This is a genomic window from Aquaspirillum sp., assembly GCF_055136605.1.
The window spans coordinates 63,901-81,092 of sequence record NZ_JBSQVP010000002.1 but is presented as its reverse complement, the minus strand read 5'-3'; the positions used below and the strand labels follow the sequence as shown (position 1 = coordinate 81,092).

16 protein-coding genes are annotated in these 17,192 nt (G+C 51.6%); 11 read left to right on the top strand and 5 right to left on the bottom strand.

The features are described 5' to 3' along the window. The first annotated feature begins 42 nt into the window (after positions 1–42). On the top strand, positions 43–837 hold the full coding sequence (gene fabI, locus ACTBZS_RS00905; protein WP_463043017.1) for an enoyl-ACP reductase FabI: 795 nt from the start codon (positions 43–45) through the stop codon (positions 835–837). 12 nt (positions 838–849) lie between these two features. Here the strand turns inward: fabI and ACTBZS_RS00900 are convergent, their stop codons facing one another. Further along, positions 850–1,749 (bottom strand): LysR family transcriptional regulator, encoded by a 900-nt coding sequence (locus ACTBZS_RS00900; protein WP_022652576.1) that lies wholly within the window; start codon positions 1,747–1,749, stop codon positions 850–852. Between the two features lie 168 nt (positions 1,750–1,917). On the opposite strand from ACTBZS_RS00900, the gene aceB reads away from it, so the two are divergent. The 10 genes from aceB to ACTBZS_RS00850 all read left to right on the top strand — a co-directional run bounded on the left by aceB (position 1,918) and on the right by ACTBZS_RS00850 (position 12,325). Continuing rightward, positions 1,918–3,513, top strand: coding sequence for a malate synthase A (aceB, locus tag ACTBZS_RS00895; protein WP_463043016.1), 1,596 nt, complete (start codon positions 1,918–1,920; stop codon positions 3,511–3,513). A gap of 85 nt (positions 3,514–3,598) precedes the next feature. Then, a complete protein-coding gene (locus tag ACTBZS_RS00890; protein ID WP_460431091.1) occupies positions 3,599–6,052 on the top strand; it encodes a heavy metal translocating P-type ATPase in 2,454 nt (817 codons plus the stop codon). A 16-nt stretch (positions 6,053–6,068) separates the two neighbouring features. Next, entirely contained in the window at positions 6,069–6,230 is a 162-nt protein-coding gene (gene ccoS / locus ACTBZS_RS00885; protein ID WP_022652579.1) for a cbb3-type cytochrome oxidase assembly protein CcoS, read from the top strand. Between the two features lie 9 nt (positions 6,231–6,239). Then, positions 6,240–7,553: an MFS transporter gene (locus ACTBZS_RS00880; RefSeq protein WP_463043015.1), complete on the top strand. Its 1,314-nt coding sequence runs from the start codon at positions 6,240–6,242 to the stop codon at positions 7,551–7,553. Beyond that, entirely contained in the window at positions 7,550–8,041 is a 492-nt protein-coding gene (locus ACTBZS_RS00875) for a YiiD C-terminal domain-containing protein (RefSeq protein WP_463043014.1), read from the top strand. The genes ACTBZS_RS00880 and ACTBZS_RS00875 overlap by 4 nt, the downstream gene beginning before the upstream one ends. A gap of 3 nt (positions 8,042–8,044) precedes the next feature. Next, entirely contained in the window at positions 8,045–9,124 is a 1,080-nt protein-coding gene (locus tag ACTBZS_RS00870) for an efflux RND transporter periplasmic adaptor subunit (protein WP_463043013.1), read from the top strand. Next, the gene (locus tag ACTBZS_RS00865; protein WP_460431095.1) at positions 9,124–10,335 is read left to right on the top strand and encodes an ABC transporter permease; all 1,212 of its coding nucleotides are present in this window, start codon (positions 9,124–9,126) and stop codon (positions 10,333–10,335) included. The genes ACTBZS_RS00870 and ACTBZS_RS00865 overlap by 1 nt, the downstream gene beginning before the upstream one ends. Further along, the gene (locus ACTBZS_RS00860; RefSeq protein WP_022652584.1) at positions 10,328–11,026 is read left to right on the top strand and encodes an ABC transporter ATP-binding protein; all 699 of its coding nucleotides are present in this window, start codon (positions 10,328–10,330) and stop codon (positions 11,024–11,026) included. The genes ACTBZS_RS00865 and ACTBZS_RS00860 overlap by 8 nt, the downstream gene beginning before the upstream one ends. Positions 11,027–11,104: 78 nt before the next feature. Next, positions 11,105–11,893, top strand: coding sequence for an enoyl-CoA hydratase-related protein (locus tag ACTBZS_RS00855; protein WP_463043012.1), 789 nt, complete (start codon positions 11,105–11,107; stop codon positions 11,891–11,893). An 81-nt stretch (positions 11,894–11,974) separates the two neighbouring features. Then, on the top strand, positions 11,975–12,325 hold the full coding sequence (locus tag ACTBZS_RS00850; RefSeq protein WP_460431097.1) for a SpoIIAA family protein: 351 nt from the start codon (positions 11,975–11,977) through the stop codon (positions 12,323–12,325). Between the two features lie 45 nt (positions 12,326–12,370). On the opposite strand, the gene ACTBZS_RS00845 is transcribed toward ACTBZS_RS00850, so the two are convergent. From ACTBZS_RS00845 to ACTBZS_RS00830, 4 genes are read right to left on the bottom strand one after another with little or no spacing between them, the layout of a single operon-like run. Beyond that, positions 12,371–14,071 carry a sensor domain-containing diguanylate cyclase gene (locus ACTBZS_RS00845; RefSeq protein ID WP_463043011.1) on the bottom strand — a complete coding sequence of 567 codons (1,701 nt, stop codon included), beginning with the start codon at positions 14,069–14,071 and terminating at the stop codon, positions 12,371–12,373. Positions 14,072–14,118: 47 nt separating this feature from the next. Next, positions 14,119–14,556, bottom strand: coding sequence for a response regulator (locus ACTBZS_RS00840; RefSeq protein WP_463043010.1), 438 nt, complete (start codon positions 14,554–14,556; stop codon positions 14,119–14,121). Between the two features lie 9 nt (positions 14,557–14,565). Continuing rightward, the gene (locus tag ACTBZS_RS00835; RefSeq protein WP_463043009.1) at positions 14,566–15,882 is read right to left on the bottom strand and encodes a sensor histidine kinase; all 1,317 of its coding nucleotides are present in this window, start codon (positions 15,880–15,882) and stop codon (positions 14,566–14,568) included. Beyond that, positions 15,876–17,093, bottom strand: a complete 1,218-nt coding sequence (locus tag ACTBZS_RS00830; protein WP_460431101.1) for a sensor histidine kinase — start codon at positions 17,091–17,093, stop codon at positions 15,876–15,878. Before ACTBZS_RS00830 ends, ACTBZS_RS00835 begins: the two co-directional genes overlap by 7 nt. Positions 17,094–17,192: the final 99 nt, after the last annotated feature.

The following is a 17,192-nucleotide window of genomic DNA, read 5'->3' as shown; positions in this document are numbered from 1 at the left end:
TGCGCTATAATCAGAAAATTTACCACCTCAAAAGGTACAAACATGGGTTTCCTCGCAGGCAAGAAGATTCTAATTACTGGTCTTTTATCCAATCGCTCAATTGCTTATGGCATCGCCGCTGCCTGTCGGCGTGAAGGGGCGGAATTGGCATTCACCTATGTCAACGACAAACTGAAAGAGCGAGTCGAAAAGATGGCGCGCGAAGATTTCGGCAGCAATATTTTGCTGAAATGTGATGTGCAAAACGACGCTGAAATTGAACAAGTGTTTACCGATTTGGCCACCCATTGGGATGGTTTAGATGGGTTGGTGCACGCTATCGCCTTTGCGCCAAGCGAATCGCTGAAAGGTGATTTCCTTGATAGTCTGTCGCGTGAGGCTTTCCAAGTGGCCCATGAAGTTTCCTCGTATAGCTTCCCCGCCCTTGCCAAAGCCGCACGTCCGATGATGCAAGGCCGCCAAGCGTCGTTATTGACCCTAAGCTATCTCGGTGCAGTACGGGCAATTCCACACTACAACGTAATGGGTTTGGCAAAAGCCAGTTTAGAAGCCAGCGTACGCTTTACCGCCGCCTCTTTAGGCCGTGATGGTATTCGCGTTAATGGCATTTCCGCCGGCCCCATCAAAACATTGGCCGCCGCCGGTATCTCGGGCTTTGGTAAATTGCTGAAAATGGCAGCGGATAATTCCCCGCTGCATCGCAATGTGACCATTGAAGAAGTCGGCAATGCTGCGGCTTTCTTGCTGTCTGACTTGTCGTCTGGCATCACCGGCGAAATCACCTATGTCGATGGTGGTTACAGCATCAATGCCTTAAATGTGCCAGAAGAAGCCTAACCCACGCTGCGGCTAGGGCCAATAATTGGCTTGGCCGTAGATGGTTTTTAGGTGATCGACAAAACGCCGCACCCGTTCCGGTAAAAACTTACGTTGTGGCAACACAGCATAAATCGGATATTCGGGTGAGGCGTAAGCGTCCAACACGGTCACCAACCGTCCTTCGGCCAAATCTGCCCGCACCTCCCACAACGACCGCCACGCCAAACCAAACCCTGCCACCGCCCAATCGTGTAACACCGCACCATCATTACATTCCAATAGGCCAGAAATTTTGAGTGTTTCTAAGCGGCCATCAATACGAAAAATCCACCCTCGGCTTTGACTGCCGCCGCCTAAAGATAAACAACGGTGATGGGCCAAATCTGCAGGCGTTTTGGGAATACCATGCTGGGCCAAATAAGCAGGGCTGGCCACCACTACCCGTCGATTGTCAGCCAAGCGCACCGCAACTTGGGTTGAATCGGCCAACTCACTGATGCGAATCGCACAATCAATCCCCTCGGCCACTAAATCCACAATTCGATCCGTTAGGCTCAACGTCACTTTGACATCTGGGTGTTGCTGTTGAAAGCTGGCGATATGGGGTGCGACATGGCGGCGGCCAAAACCAGCAGGGGCAGAAATACGCAAGTGGCCACGCATTCGACTATGCCCCGACGCCAACGCCGCTTCAGCCTCGTTGAGCTCGTTCAAAATACGCTGGCACTCTTCAAAAAAAGCACTGCCTTCTTGCGTCAAGGTGACACGGCGCGTGGTACGCACCAAGAGCTTGACCCCTAAACGCTCTTCTAGGGCATCAAGGCGGCGGCCAATCATCGCCGCCACTACCCCTTCATGTCGCGCTGCAGCAGAGAGACTGCCCTGATTCACCACATTGACAAAGCTAGTTAACTGCTTGAGCTGGTCCATTACCACACAAAAAGTAAAATATAAAATGCCATTTTAGTGCTTTCTTTCCAAGAGTCCAGTCACTACAATGCTGCAACACAATATAAATTTCCCATTCAGGGAATCTCACTGGCGCAAACAATGCGGCTCTTTGGCTGCTGTGTTGCAGAATCTAAAAAGGAAAAATAGATGGCTGTTACTCTTCCCGAAGGCGTAGAAATCCTCGCCGCTGTTCCTGCTGCTTATGAAGAGATTTTGACCACCGATGCCTTAGCATTTGTGGCCAAATTACACCGCAAGTTTGAAGCCCGTCGCCGCGAATTGCTGGCTGCTCGTGTCACACGCCAAGCAGCCTTAGACGCCGGCAAATTGCCCGACTTTTTGCCAGAAACCGCCGACGTGCGCGCGGGTGATTGGAAAATTGCCCCGCTGCCAGCCGACTTGCTCGACCGCCGCGTTGAAATCACCGGCCCTGTTGAACGCAAAATGATGATTAATGCGCTCAACTCTGGCGCGAAAAGCTTCATGGCCGATTTTGAAGATTCCAACTGCCCAAGCTGGGAAAACCAAATCGACGGTCAGCTCAATGTGCGCGATGCCTATCGCAAAACCATCAGTTTTGTCAGCCCAGAAGGCAAACAATACAAACTGAATGACAGCATCGCCACCCTGATTCTGCGTCCACGCGGTTGGCACTTGATGGAAAAACACATCACTGTCGATGGTGAAATCGTTTCTGGTTCGCTGTTTGACTTTGGTTTGTCGTTCTTCCACAACATCCATTATCTGGTGGACAACGGCCGCGCTACGTATTACTACCTGCCGAAGATGGAAAGCCATCTCGAAGCGCGTCTGTGGAACGATGTCTTCGTGTTCGCGCAAAATGAACTGAACATCCCACAAGGCACCATCAAAGCCACCGTGTTGATTGAAACCATCTTGGCCGCCTTCGAGATGGACGAAATTCTGTATGAATTGCGTGAACACAGCTCTGGTTTGAATGCAGGTCGTTGGGACTACATTTTCAGCTGCATCAAGAAATTCAAATCGAACAAAGATTTCTGCTTGGCCAACCGTGGTGCGATCACCATGACAGTGCCGTTTATGCGTGCCTATGCCCTGTTGTTGCTGAAAACTTGCCACAAGCGCAATGCCCCAGCTATCGGCGGTATGGCAGCGTTGATCCCGATTAAAAACGATCCCGTGGCCAACGAAAAAGCCTTGGGTGGGGTGAAAGCGGACAAAGACCGCGATGCAGGTGATGGTTATGACGGTGGTTGGGTGGCGCACCCAGGCTTAGTGCCGGTGGCAATGGAAGCCTTCACCGCGGTGTTGGGTGATCGTCCGAACCAAATCGACAAACAACGCGATGATGTCAATGTGACAGCCGCTGATTTGCTCAACTTCCAACCTGAAACCCCCATTACCGAAGCTGGTATGAAACTGAATATCGACGTGGGTATTCAATACCTCGGCTCTTGGATTTCTGGTAATGGTTGTGTGCCAATTCATAACTTGATGGAAGATGCAGCAACGGCGGAAATTTCCCGCGCACAAATTTGGCAATGGATCCGCAGCCCGAAAGGTGTGTTGGAAGATGGCCGCAAAGTGACACAAGAATTGTTCTTACAATTCCATGCTGAAGTGGTCGCTGATCTGAAAGCGAAACTGGGTGCGGGATGGACAAAGCAATATGAAGACGCCGCCGCGATGTTTGCCCAACTGACCAGCAGCGATGACTTTGTTGAATTCTTAACCCTGCCAGGTTACGACTACCTCGACTAATTTGGTATTGCATCAGAATTGACCCTGTTTTGGCCCACTTCGCGTGGGCCGTTTTTTTGCGCGCTTTTCGGTTAGAATCGCAAGCATGTCAGATTCCTGCTTCCATTGCGGCTTGCCTGTTCCGGCAGATGCCGATTATCCGGTTCGCTACCGCGAGCATACCCACCGAGCCTGCTGTGCAGGTTGCCAAGCGGTGGCTCACTCTATTATTGAAAGCGGTTTAGGCGATTATTATCAACACCGACAGCAACAGGCGGGTAAGGTACAAGCCTTGCCAGAAGAATGGCTAGAACGACTTAAGCTGTATGACCAAAGCGACGTACAAGCCAGCTTTGTCCGCCAAGAAAACAGCGAGGACAGCAACGCGGATATTCGCGAAGCAGCGCTGATTTTAGAAGGCATCACCTGTGCCGCCTGCATCTGGCTGAATGAACAACATCTCAAACGGCTGGATGGGGTGTTATCGGTTGAAATTAACTACAGCAGCCATCGTGCCCGTGTCCGCTGGGACAATCGGCGGTTGGTGTTGTCAGATATTTTGCAAGCCATCAGCGCCATCGGTTACCGTGCCCATCCCTACGACAGCGAACGTCAAGAACAGCTGGCACAAAAAAATCGTAAAAGTGCCATCAATCGGCTATGGGTTGCAGGGTTGTCGATGATGCAAGTGATGATGTATGCCGTACCGGTTTATATCGCACAAGATGGCGAAATCGCCTTTGAATACCTGTGGTTATTACATTGGGCCAGTTTTGCCTTAACCCTGCCGGTGGTGGTGTATTCGGCGTGGCCGTTTTATCAAGGCACATGGCGCGACTTAAAAGCCAAACGGGTTGGCATGGATACCCCAGTCAGCATTGCGGTCTTGGTGACATTTATTGCCTCAAGCTATGCCCTGCTTAGCCGCACCGAACACGGTATTTATTTCGACTCGGTGTCGATGTTCGTCTTTTTATTACTGGGTGGTCGCTATTTAGAAGGTATGGCCCGCCGCCGCGCTGGTGCGGCAACCGAAAGTCTGGTCAAACTTGTCCCCGCTTTCGCCCATCGCCTACCCGAATGGCCGCAACCACACAGCCAAGAAACCACGGTCGCCAGCCTACGTATTGATGATGTGGTGTTGGTAAAAGCCGGTGAGACCATTCCTGTCGATGGCATCATCGTGCAAGGCCACAGCCGCTTAAACGAGGCCTTATTAACGGGTGAAAGCCAAGCGATTGCGCGTCAAGAAGGCGAAGCGGTGATTGCTGGTACGTTAAACCTAGACAGCCCGTTATGTATTCGCACCACACACACCGGCCAAAACACCCGCCTTGCCGCCATTGTGCGTTTGCTCGATCATGCACTTGCTGAAAAACCCCGCCTTGCGGTACTGGCCGACCGTTTTGCCGCATGGTTTATCAGTGTTTTGTTGGTGGTCGCGGTATTGACCTTTGTTTGGTGGTGGCAACGTGATGCCGAACAAGCGTTATGGATTACCGTGGCGGTATTGGTGGTGTCTTGTCCCTGTGCGCTGTCACTTGCGACACCGGCGGCCCTTGCGGCTGCCACCGGCACCTTAGCACAACGAGGGATTTTAATTGCCCGAGGCCATACGCTCGAAACCCTGCCACAGATCACCGATGTGGTCTTTGATAAAACTGGCACCCTGACCTATGGCACGCCGCAGGTGCTTAGCCAATATCTGTTTTCACCAGACAATGACGCCATCCACCGCCTTGTCGCTGGCCTCGAAGCACAATCGGAACATCCACTGGCCAAAGCGCTATTGCAGCATGTTGGCGCAGTCGAAGCAGCCACTTTTTTAGAAGTAACCAATCGGGTTGGCAGTGGTTTAGAAGGTTACAGCGCTGAGGGTGATTGCCTGCGTTTAGGTACGTTGTCTTATATCAGTGAGTTATGTGGCCCGATGCCAAACACCGCATGGGATGCCCCCGCTCACGCCACGGTGGTGGCCTTAGGCAGTCAATTACAAGGGTGGCTGGCGGTGTATGCGCTGGGTGATGAAGTACGCGATGACGCCGCACCGATGTTGCAACAGTTACAGCAACAAGGTTTGCAGTTACATCTGTTGTCGGGTGATCGCCAAAGTGCAGTTGCCGCCTTAGCCGAGCAACTCGGTATCAGCACATGGCACGCCGAAGCCACGCCAGAACGTAAACTCGATTATGTTGCCCAATTACAGCAACAACAGAAACGGGTGTTAATGGTCGGTGATGGGGTCAATGATGCGCCGGTATTGGCCAAGGCAGATGTGTCATTGGCGATGGGCAATGGCACGGATGTCGCCCGCGCCAGCGCCGACATGATTTTGCCGGGGGAACAACTGACCGCGCTACCCGCTGCATTGCACTTAGCGCGGCAAACACGACAGATTGTGCGACAAAATCTATGGTGGGCAGTGGGATATAACCTATTGGCTTTGCCGCTGGCAGTATCGGGTTATTTAACGCCGTGGCTTGCCAGTTTGGGGATGGCGTGTAGTTCATTATTGGTAGTGGGTAATGCTTTGCGGCTGTTACAACGCAAGCCCCGCTAAACAAGAAAGAGGAATCATGGAAAGCCTGTATCTGTTAATCCCACTGAGTATTGTCTTGGTGTTCGTGATTGGCGTGATTTTTTGGTGGGCAACACGGTCGGGCCAGTTTGATGATTTGGAAGGCCCCGGTCATCGCATTTTATTGGATGATGACGATCAACCTTCAACGCGAAAATAGGCTAAAACCATGCAGCACACCTCTTTTGCGTTTTTTGCCTCACGTCGTTTTTTGCCGCTGTTCCTAACGCAGTTTCTTGGCGCATTAAACGACAATTTAATGAAAACCGCGTTGTTGGTGATGGTCAGTTACGCCGGCCTACACTTTGCAGGTTTGCCGCCCGAACAAATTGTCAACCTTGCCTCAGCGGCATTTATCTTGCCGTTTTTTTTGTTCTCAGCCACGGCTGGCCGCTTGGCAGAAAAATACGATAAAGCACAGGTTGCCAAACTGACCAAAGTGGCGGAATTGGTAATTATGGCGCTGGCTGCATGGGGGTTTTTACAGCAGCATGTTGGATTATTGCTGTTCACTTTATTTCTGATGGGCGCGCAATCCACGTTTTTTGGCCCCGTCAAATATGCCGTGTTACCACAGTATCTCAAAGGCAATGAATTATTAGGCGGCAATGGGCTGATCGAGATGGGGACATTTATTGCCATTTTGATTGGGCAAATGGGGGGTGCACTGTTGATGCAATATGGCGATAGCAGCAGCGTCTTGGCTTTATTAGCCGTGGCGTTGTTGGGTTGGCTGGCCAGCCTATTTTTGCCCCCTGCTCCCCCCGCCGCGCCACATCTCACCGTGTCTTACAACATCATCGGTGATACCCGACAATTACTGCGCGCCACCAAGCAATATCGCGAGGTTTCGGCCTCGATTATGGGTATTTCGTGGTTTTGGCTGCTTGGTGCCACCTACACCACACAAATGCCAACCTTTACCCGTTTGCATTTACAGGGTGATGCCTCGGTCTACACCCTAATTCTTACCCTCTTTTCACTCGGCATCGCCATTGGGTCCATTTTGTGCGCCAAGCTGTCACGGGGTCGTTTGGAATTGGGTTTGGTGTTAATGGGTGGGGCTGGCATGACCGTGTTCGGGGTGGATTTATATTTTTCGGTGCAATCGCTTACCCCGACGCATCATTTACTCAGCCTAAGCGAGTTTCTCAACCAAGCACAACATTGGCGCAGTTTGCTGAATTTTCTCGGGATTGGGATTGCCGGCGGCTTTTTCACCGTCCCGCTTTACACTTGGCTGCAGACTGCCAGCCCAGAAGATTTCCGTGCCCAAGCGATTGCCGCCAACAACATTATCAATGGGCTGTATATGGTGGTATCGGCAGCGCTCAGTATGGCGCTGTTAGCCCTGACCCATAGTATTGCCCTGCTATTGCTGTGTATTTCCCTTGCCAATCTTTTGGCCATGTGGCGTTTGTGCCACCTCGCCCCCGAGGTGTGGCATAACCGTGGCACATGGCTGCAACGAGGTCCCTCTTGAACACCATCACCTCATCCTGTGAGTTAGCCTTAGGCTGTTGGCCAAGCGCAGCTGCATTGACCACCTATTTGCACCACCATATTCCGCTGACCGCTGCCATGCAGCTCAGCGTCCAAACCGCCTCAGAACAGGGGCTTACCCTACAACTGCCCTTGGCACCCAACCACAATCACCAAGGCACTGCCTTTGGTGGCAGTTTGTCGACAGCGGCAACAGTGGCGGCATGGAGTTATCTCAGTGGTCGCTTAGCCGCCAATAACCTGCGTGCAGTGGTCGTCGTGGCGCGGGCGGAACAGCGGTTTTTGGCACCGGTGGCAGAGGATTTTGTGGTACAGGCACTCGCGCCAAGCGAAAGCGATTGGGCTGATTTTTGGCACCGCTTACAGCATAAAGGCCGCGCCAGCTTAACCCTCACAGCCGAAATCAAACCTAACGGGGAACTTGCCTTGGTATTTGAAGGTCGTTTTCACGTTTCTGTCATCGAGTAAGTTATGCAAAATCGTCTTCCGTGGTGGTTATGGCTGGTATTGCTGGCGATGTTGTTAGCGGCAGGATGGGGCTGGCGAGTGTGGCAAGGGCCTACAGTGGCCGTCAGTCAGGTTTTCACACAAGACATCACGCAAACCCTGCTGGCCAGTGGCCGTGTCACCGCGCAAATCGAATCCACCCTCGGAAGCACCCTTACCGCCCGCGTTGTAGCCACCCCCATTGCTGAAGGCAGCGAGGTCAGCGCCGGTACCGCCTTATTGCAACTCGATGACAGCGAAGCCCAAGCCGAAGTGGCTCGCAATCAAGCCAATCTCGCCGAAGCGGCCGCCACCCTTGCCGAAGCAAACAGTCAACACCACCGCCAGCAACAATTGGCGCGTGCGGGCTTTATCAGCGCGGCCGCCCTCGATCAGTCACAGAAAAGCTTACAACTGGCACAAACCCGCCTTGCGGCAGCTGAAGCGCAAGTGGCACTGGCTGAACGTAAATTGGCGCAATATGTGATTCGAGCGCCCCAAGCTGGGCGCGTGGTAAAGCAACTGGTGGAACAAGGCGACTTATTGACCGCTGGTAAAGCGGCGTTGACCTTTGCTGCCGCTGGGCCATTGGAATTGCGGGTGGATGCTGATGAGCGTTACCTTGCTCGCCTGCGGGTTGGACAGCCGGCGCGAGTGGTGGCCGATGCTTTCCCCGATCAGCCTTTTGATGCCACAGTCCGCGAGCTTGCCACGCAAGTTGACCGTGAACGCGGCATCTTAGAAGTGAAACTGGCCTTGCCACAGCCGCCGGCTTTTTTAAAGCATGACATGACAGTATCGACTGAGATTATTCTTGGCCAACGGCAACAGGCCTTGTTATTGCCACAGGAAACCATTCGTGACAGTGCAACAGAACCGTGGGTGTGGAAGGTCGAACAAAACCAGCTGCAAAAAACCTCGGTCAAAATTGGCCTCAGCAGCCGTGGTTGGGTCGAGATTATTTCGGGTTTGAAGGCAGGCGATTGGGTCGTTAATAGCCCACTGATTTTCGAAGCAGGGCAAACTATCCATCCCGAACCCCTCTCCGCAACAAAGGCAAGCTGATGCAATTTATCTGGACGGTGGCATGGCGTTTGTTGCGAGAAGGCCGTTTTCAAAGCGTGCTCATTCTCAGCGGTGTCACGTTGGGGGTGGCGGTGGTGGTGTATATCACGGCGATTGTGAACGGTTTACAAGCCAACTTAATTAACAAAACCCTCTCGACACAAGCCCATATTGTGTTACGGCCAGCAGATGAAGATAACCGCGCAGTGGTCAATCAGCCGTGGGTGTTAAGTGATGTGCAAAAACGCACCCAACGCGAACGCACATTGCGTGATTGGACTGCCAGCCGTGATCTGGCCCTTGCCACCCCGGGGGTCAAACACAGTGCTGCATTGGCCAGTGGCCCAGCGTTTGCGGTAAAAGGCGGGGTGCGTAAATCGGTCTCGTTGATGGGGGTGGAGCTCGACGATTATCAACGCATTGTGCCGTTACAGGAAAAACTGCGGGCAGGTCGGTTGGCGCTACCGAATGGCTCGGTGATGATTGGGGTGGAACTGGCAGCAGATTTGGGGTTAAAGGTTGGTGATCGGTTGCGCTTTGATGCTGGTGGAGATCGCGAGGAAAGTTTCACAGTCAGTGGGATTTTGGACTTCGGTTTGAAAGACCTCAACCGGCGCTGGGTATTATTGCCTTTACGAGCGGGGCAGTCGTTATTAGGTCATCCGCTGGAAATTACCGAGCTGTATTTAACTGTCGATGACCTATTTCATGCCGACCAAACCGCCTTGCGTGTCGCCGCCCGCACCGGTTTGAAAGCCGAAAGTTGGATTGAAAGCAATGCCCAACTGATGACAGCACTACGCAGCCAACGCGCCTCTAGCACCATGATTCGGGTATTTGTGATGATCGCTGTGGCATTCGGCATCGCCAGTGTGCTGGTGGTGTCGGTGGTGCAACGACAACGCGAGATTGGCATTTTACGGGCAATGGGCACCCCCTCTTCGCGCATTATGTGGATTTTCTTGTTGCAAGGCGGGATGGTCGGTTTAGTCGGTTCTGCCGCTGGTTCTCTACTTGGTGCGGCGATTGCCAGTGGTTTTTCTCGCTTAGCAGCCCAACCAGATGGCACACCCTTATTCCCAGTTGATTTATCACCAGAGCTGTTTATCAGTACCGCGTTGACCGCCACCTTGGTCGGGGTGTTGTCGGCCTTGGCGCCAGCCAGACGAGCAGCGCGTTTAGACCCTGTTGAGGCGATTCGCTATGGCTAACGTGCTAGAACTACAGGCGATTCGTAAACAATACGGTGGGGGCAATGCCCCCATTGTTGAGGTATTACACGGCATTGATTTCAGCCTGCAAGAGGGTGAATTTGTTGCTTTAACAGGGCCGTCAGGGTCGGGTAAATCGACTTTACTCAATTTAATGGGCCTATTAGAACGGCCCAGCCAAGGCGAATTGCTGATTGCCGAACAAGCCACTTCGCCGCTCGACGATAACCAACGCACCGCATTACGCAATCGCTATCTTGGTTTTGTGTTTCAGTTTCATCATCTGCTGCCGGCGTTTAGCGCGATGGAAAATGTACTGATGCCAATGTTTGCTGGACAGGGGAAACGCACTCGGGCGATGGAAGAACGGGCCCTGTTTTTGCTTGAGCGTGTGGGTCTTGCTGCCCACGCCCATAAAAAACCGGTTCAGCTCTCGGGTGGTCAACAACAACGAGTGGCGATTGTGCGAGCCCTTGCCAATCAACCGCGTCTGGTGTTGGCCGATGAGCCAACCGGCAATTTAGACAGTCAAACAGCCGATGAAGTATTCCAACTGATGCGCAGCATCAATCAACAAGATGGGGTGACATTTTTGATTGTGACACATGATCCCCGTTTGGCTGCGCGGACAGATCGTGAAATCAATCTGGTCGATGGCCAAATTGCACGGGATATCCACCAGCCGATTTGACATGATTTCTTCATCATTGCGTGGACACAGACATGCTATGTTTGCTGAGCATTGCCCGTTTTTCTGCATAAAGGACGCATGATGGAACAGGTTTTACGTTATCACAGCCAAGATGGTGTTGTGACGCTCACCCTGACTCGGCCCGATCTTCACAATCCTTTCGGTGCGGCATTGATGCAAGCATTGAATACGGCTTTAGATCAGCTTGAGCAAGAGACCGCACTGCGCGTCGTGGTCTTGGCGGCACAAGGGATGAGTTTTTCCACTGGGTTTGAAAATGAGTGGCTGTTACAACTGTCACAACACGCCAATGCCGAGACCTTTAGCGCCGAAGCCACCGAACTGTCACGCCTCTTGGCACGACTCGATCAACTTCCCGTACCGGTGATTGCGCGGGTACAGGGGTCGGCCTTTGGAGTGGGGTTGGCATTAATTGCGTGTGCAGATGTGGCAATTGCCGTACCAGAGGCCTTATTTGGTTTCTCGGATGTCAAACTTGGCTGGGCACCTGCGGTGATTGCACCGTATGTGCAACGCGCCATCGGCACCCGCGCCACCCGCCGCTATTTCGTAACCGCTGAACGCTTTAATGCCCGCAAGGCCAAACGACTGGGATTGATTCACCAAATTGTCGCTGCGAATGAACTCGATCACACAGTCAATATGCTGATTCAACATGTCAAACATAACAGCCCACAAGCAATTGCAGCGGCCAAGCGGCTGTTACATGAATTAGAAACCCCGCGTCTAGATGAAACCGTACAACAACGGCTGATTGCGCTTACCGCAGAAAATAGCCAACAAGCCCAAGCACAAGAAGGGTTACAGGCATTTGTCGAGCGCCGCAAACCCAGTTGGTCAATCTAGTGGCCCCCCTTGCCTGTTGTTGAATTTCCGGCCATGCTGTAAGCGTTGGCGATGGCCATCAACAGGCAAAGGACACTCCAGATGATTACCATAGAACATACCCCATACGGCCTTGACGTCAGCTTATTTAGCGAATTCACGCTGCATGATTTCAAGGAAATGGAACAAGCAGTGTTGGAATGCGTGCAAAAAGGGGAAAAACCCAGTGTATTGGTCGATCTGACTCAAGTGATGGATTTCACCATCGACATGGCACTGGAAGAATTGAAATTTATGCGCGCCCATGAACACGACTTCCACCGCATCGCCGTCGCTGTCAGCGACACTTGGATGAAGCTTGCCGCTCATCTGGCAGGTCTGTTCACCCATACCGAAGTGCAGTATTTTGACGACAGTGCCAGTGCGCGCCGTTGGTTAGAAACTGCCGACTAAAAACGGGCGGGGTGTGGTGCTCTCCGCCACACCCTCACATCTGAGTTAACCTACAAACAAAGCTTCCACCCGATTTCGCCCATTGGCTTTTGCTTGATATAAGGCATCATCCGCCCGTAACAGCGCCTGATCAGCACTGACATCACAAGGGTGAATCAACGTCAGGCCGATACTTGAAGAATAGGCAATCGGTGGTTGTGATGGAGTTGGGGTGGTGGCAATGGTTTGACGCAAACGCTCGGCATACGCTTTGGCGCCATCAGGGGTAATACCGGTTAACAACACAGCAAATTCTTCTCCACCCAACCGGCCAGCCATATCACTCAAACGCAGTTCATGCATCAGCAAAGAGGCGAAGTGTTTTAATACCTCATCACCGCCGGCATGACCATAAGTGTCGTTGATTCGCTTAAAGCGATCTAGGTCTAACATCAACACCGCGACAGAACTATCTGGAAAACAACGACAACGCTGCCATTCCATTTCCAACCGTGACATAAAGGCTCGCCGGTTGGGTAGGCCAGTCAAGGTATCGGTGCTGGCCAAGGTACGCAGTTCATCTTCTAGGGCTTTACGTTGTGTAATGTCTTGTTTGATGCCGATGAAATGGGTGATTTTACTGTGGTTGTCCAATACCGGTGTAATGGTCATTTCTTCGTGGTACAGATCACCACTCTTGCGCCGGTTGAGCAATTCACCACGCCATGATTGGCCATTGAGAATGGCGTCCCACATGGCACGATAAAATTCCTCGTCTTGATGACCCGATTTCACCAACTCTTTCGGCTTACGCCCCATCGCCTCGCCAACGGAATAGCCGGTGAGTTTTTCAAACGCGGGGTTGACCCACTCAATCACCGCGTCGGTATCAGTAATCACAATCGCATTATCGGCGGCTTCTAGTGCGGTATGCAGCAGATGCAGACGCATTTCGGCCAATTTACGTTGTGTGATATCGAGGTGAATACCGGCGGCGCGCAGTGGCTGGCCATGTTTATCACGCTGCAAAATACGGCCACTGCTGAATATCCACACCCAATGTCCAGCCACATGGCACATGCGGTATTCTTGTTCGTAGATTGGGCTACGCCCTTCGAGATGATCCAACAGTGCCGCTTCGACTCGAGGGCGGTCTTCTGGATGAATCAGCGCCCGCCAAGCGGCCGTGGTTTCAATATTGGCGATGGTTGAGTCATCTTGATAACCCAACATCGTGCGCCAGCGTGAATTGATTAACAGCTGGTCGGACGCAATGGTCCAATCCCATGTCCCAAGGCCAGCGCCATCCAACGCCAGCTGCATCCGTTCTCGTGAGGCTTCTAACGCTTGTTCTAGCTCATGGCGGCTGAGGGCATAGCGAATGGCGCGTTCGAGTTGGTCGGCAGCGATATTCTCTTTTAAAAGATAGTCCTGCACACCGGCTTCGAGGGTTTGTAGGGCAAATTCGGTGTCGTGATGGCCGGTTAAAACCACCACCGGCACCCCGTCTAATAACGCTTGTACCGTTTGGATGGTCTGTAAACCAAATGAATCGGGCAAGTTCAAATCCAACAACACGATGTCGAACATCTCATCGCCATGGCGAGGGTGTTGTTCCCATTCATGTAGTTCACGCAAACAGCTCATCCATGTCACTTGAAATGACACATGTTGTGCCTGACGCAAAGCAAAACGAATTAAACCAGCATCACCGGCCTCGTCTTCAATCAATAAGACATGGATATTTTTTTGCTGTTGCCCGTCCATTTCTCCCCCTACGTATCTTGCCGTACTGCACAGCAAAGCTGCCCAGTCTAGTTCACTTTTGGCAATTTCACCAAAGTAAACCAATAGTTTTCTATTTGCTTCACCGCTTGGATAAATTGTTCCATATCGACCGGCTTGGTGATGTAACCACTGGCACCCAATTGGTAAGAAGCCGTGATATCACGTTCGACATCAGAAGTGGTGAGCACAACGACGGGAACACTGTTTAAGGTGGGGTCGGCTTTGAGATGACGCAGGAACTCTTTGCCATCCATGCGCGGCATATTCAAATCCAATAAAATAAGATCTGGCGTGGGTGCTGCTTGATATTTCCCTTCACGCCGTAAAAAAGCCAACCCTTCCACCCCATCGAGTACATGATGCAAGTTTGATAAAACATGACCTTCACGCAAGGCTATTTTTACCAAGTGGGCATCGGCTAATTCATCTTCGACTAATAAAATTTCAACCGGTGGTGGGCTCATTAACATCATTTATCCTAAAGTATTCTTCAATTCAACAATCACCACCGTGCCATGTGGCATGTTCTCTTCAATCCAAACGCGACCGCCGGCACTTTCCACAATGCGCTGCACAATCGCCAAACCCACGCCGGTATGTGAATTATCATCTTGTACCGTCACCCTCTCGAACGCTCGAAAGACCCGTAGACGGTATTCTGGCTCGATCCCAATACCATTATCCGCAATGCGATATTGGCTACGATTGGCTGTCATTTTGCCGGAGAGGGTAATGCAGGGTTGACGCGAGGGTTCCGTGTATTTCAGTGCATTTTCAATCAAAATACTCAACACATCACGCAAACGAGGCCGATCTAATACGCAGTTTGGCAAAACATCAATTTCGATTTTCGCATTTTTTTGTAAAATTTGGTTGCCTAATCGCTGCACCACTTCATGAGCGACCTCGGTGACATCCTGCTGTCGCATCTCACCACGCGGCTCGCTCGCAGCTAAATAGAGCTGAATATCACGCACTAAATGGCGCAAACGATGGGCCCCTTCACGAATAAAGCGCAGTGCCAACAGGCTGTCTTCATCTTTCAGCTCTTTACTCAGCGCATTATTTAAGAATTGGGCGTAGCTATCTAAACGGCGAATCGGCTCCATTAAATGATGGGCCGACACTTCTGCAAAACGGCGCAATGTTTGATTGGCGTGGTCTAATGCTTCGGCATGTTGTTTCAAACTGGCATTCAGTAGGCGGCGCCGGTAAATGTTATACAACAAAGCAATAATCAAGCCCGCTTGTAATAACAAAAAGAAATACAGCAAGTTGTAGAATTGTTGTTCTTGTTCGCGAATTTCTTTGACTTTTTCATTCACCATCTGTTCAAGACGGTTCTGATAATTCCACAGCGCAGGTTCACTTTGGCGGCGGGTCGAGACATCATGCACCACAGATAGCAAGAGATCTTCACCATCAAAGGCATAAGGGCGCGAAAACACCTCAACGGTACGGAAATCACCATTTTGTAAACGATGGCGAAAGATAAAGTGATTGCGTCCTTCTTTGAGCGCTAAGAGTCGTTCTTCAGCAATCTGCTGTGGGCTCAAGGTGTTGATTTCGTCAATCTTCATCTTCAGCATCTGTTCGCGGTGATAGCCATAGAACGCTACCGCACTGGTGTTCACGTCGCGAATTTCCCCCGATTTCGGTTCAATTAACAACATCACCAATGGATGTTTATCGAAAAAATCACGAAAAGCAGGTTCAGCCTGAACAGGAATAGCCATCACGGCCAACAACACAGCCATCAGCCACCGTATGGCGCGCAATAGCGTCAGCACAAGTCCTCTTTCTCTGCGTCAGTTGGCAGCAAGGGGAGTGAGAACCAAAAAGTGGCACCAAGACCTTCGCCTTCAGAATGCACTCCAATTTCGCCATCGTGATGTTGCACAATCCGCCGGCACAACGCCAATCCCACTCCACATCCTTCAAAACGTGAGCGGGCTTGTAAGCGAGAGAACACTTTAAACAGACGATCAATATGGGCAGGGTTAATGCCAATTCCATAATCACGCACCGACACCCGCCATGTCTTTTCTTGGCAGGCGCTGTTGATTTGGATAATCGGTGCCTGTGCAACGTCATGATATTTCAAGGCATTACCGATCAAATTTTGAAATAACCGCACCATTTCATCGCGACTGACAGTGGCTTGTGGCCACTCACCCTGTACGGTAATGCTGGCAGCAGCTTGAACAATATCAGGCTGCAAAAAAGCCAGCGCCTCATCTAAAGTCTCACGGGTAGAAAGCAACTGTTTGGGCGAGGTTTTACGGCCAACCCGCGAATACTCCAGCAATGAAACAATCATGCTGTCCATTCGCCGCGCACCATCAAGGGCAAAAGCAAGAAACTCCTGTTCGTCGTCTTGTAAACGACCACTCAGACTGCGTTCTAATAGCTGTAGATAGCTACTGACCATCCGCAACGGTTGTCGCATATCGTGCGACACCGCGTAGGCAAACTGTTCTAAATCGGCATTCGATGCTTGTAACTGACGAGCTTGTTCAGCCAACACCGCTTCGTGATGTTTGCGGCGGCTGATGTCGGCAATAAAACCATGCCATAACACTGAGCCATCGTCTAAACGGCGCGGCGTGGCACGGCCTTCTAACCAAATCCAGCCTTTGGTTGGATGGTGAGCACGATATTCAAGATGCCAAATTGACAGACTCTCGGCGGATGCTTGAATCGATTGTCGAATGCGTTCGAGGTCGTTGGGATCTAAAACGGCAAAAACCGGCGAAGCGTCATCAACCACTTGTTGCGGCGTGACGCCGTAGACATCAAAAATCCCTTCGCTGGCATACGGAAAACAAGAACTCCCATTCGGACGCAGTAAATAGAGGTACACCACGCCGGGGACATGGTGAGCCAACTCACGCAAAGAGGCCTCGGCTTGCCAGCTAGCGTGGGGTTTGGCTAGATGATACGCCGCATAGTGCGCCAGTGCGGGAGAGGCCAGAAAACGATAGCGATAGGTAGTGGGCATAAAACATTCCCAAGAAATTAGGCAATTTCCGCGTCCTCGCGGGAAATAAGGATACTTTTCGCGATTTTAAGCTATTTTTAACTTTATAGGCGCGACCTG

What these genes read in the sequence shown, in the direction of transcription:
- aceB (WP_463043016.1), top strand. Translation starts at nt 1,918, where the DNA reads ATGGCTGTTACTCTTCCCGAAGGCGTAGAAATCCTCGCCGCTGTTCCT.
- ACTBZS_RS00830 (WP_460431101.1), bottom strand. Translation starts at nt 17,093, where the DNA reads ATGCCCACTACCTATCGCTATCGTTTTCTGGCCTCTCCCGCACTGGCG.
- ACTBZS_RS00845 (WP_463043011.1), bottom strand. Translation starts at nt 14,071, where the DNA reads ATGGACGGGCAACAGCAAAAAAATATCCATGTCTTATTGATTGAAGAC.
- ccoS (WP_022652579.1), top strand. Translation starts at nt 6,069, where the DNA reads ATGGAAAGCCTGTATCTGTTAATCCCACTGAGTATTGTCTTGGTGTTC.
- ACTBZS_RS00880 (WP_463043015.1), top strand. Translation starts at nt 6,240, where the DNA reads ATGCAGCACACCTCTTTTGCGTTTTTTGCCTCACGTCGTTTTTTGCCG.
- ACTBZS_RS00855 (WP_463043012.1), top strand. Translation starts at nt 11,105, where the DNA reads ATGATGGAACAGGTTTTACGTTATCACAGCCAAGATGGTGTTGTGACG.
- ACTBZS_RS00865 (WP_460431095.1), top strand. Translation starts at nt 9,124, where the DNA reads ATGCAATTTATCTGGACGGTGGCATGGCGTTTGTTGCGAGAAGGCCGT.
- ACTBZS_RS00860 (WP_022652584.1), top strand. Translation starts at nt 10,328, where the DNA reads ATGGCTAACGTGCTAGAACTACAGGCGATTCGTAAACAATACGGTGGG.
- ACTBZS_RS00900 (WP_022652576.1), bottom strand. Translation starts at nt 1,749, where the DNA reads ATGGACCAGCTCAAGCAGTTAACTAGCTTTGTCAATGTGGTGAATCAG.
- ACTBZS_RS00870 (WP_463043013.1), top strand. Translation starts at nt 8,045, where the DNA reads ATGCAAAATCGTCTTCCGTGGTGGTTATGGCTGGTATTGCTGGCGATG.
- fabI (WP_463043017.1), top strand. Translation starts at nt 43, where the DNA reads ATGGGTTTCCTCGCAGGCAAGAAGATTCTAATTACTGGTCTTTTATCC.
- ACTBZS_RS00850 (WP_460431097.1), top strand. Translation starts at nt 11,975, where the DNA reads ATGATTACCATAGAACATACCCCATACGGCCTTGACGTCAGCTTATTT.
- ACTBZS_RS00840 (WP_463043010.1), bottom strand. Translation starts at nt 14,556, where the DNA reads ATGAGCCCACCACCGGTTGAAATTTTATTAGTCGAAGATGAATTAGCC.
- ACTBZS_RS00890 (WP_460431091.1), top strand. Translation starts at nt 3,599, where the DNA reads ATGTCAGATTCCTGCTTCCATTGCGGCTTGCCTGTTCCGGCAGATGCC.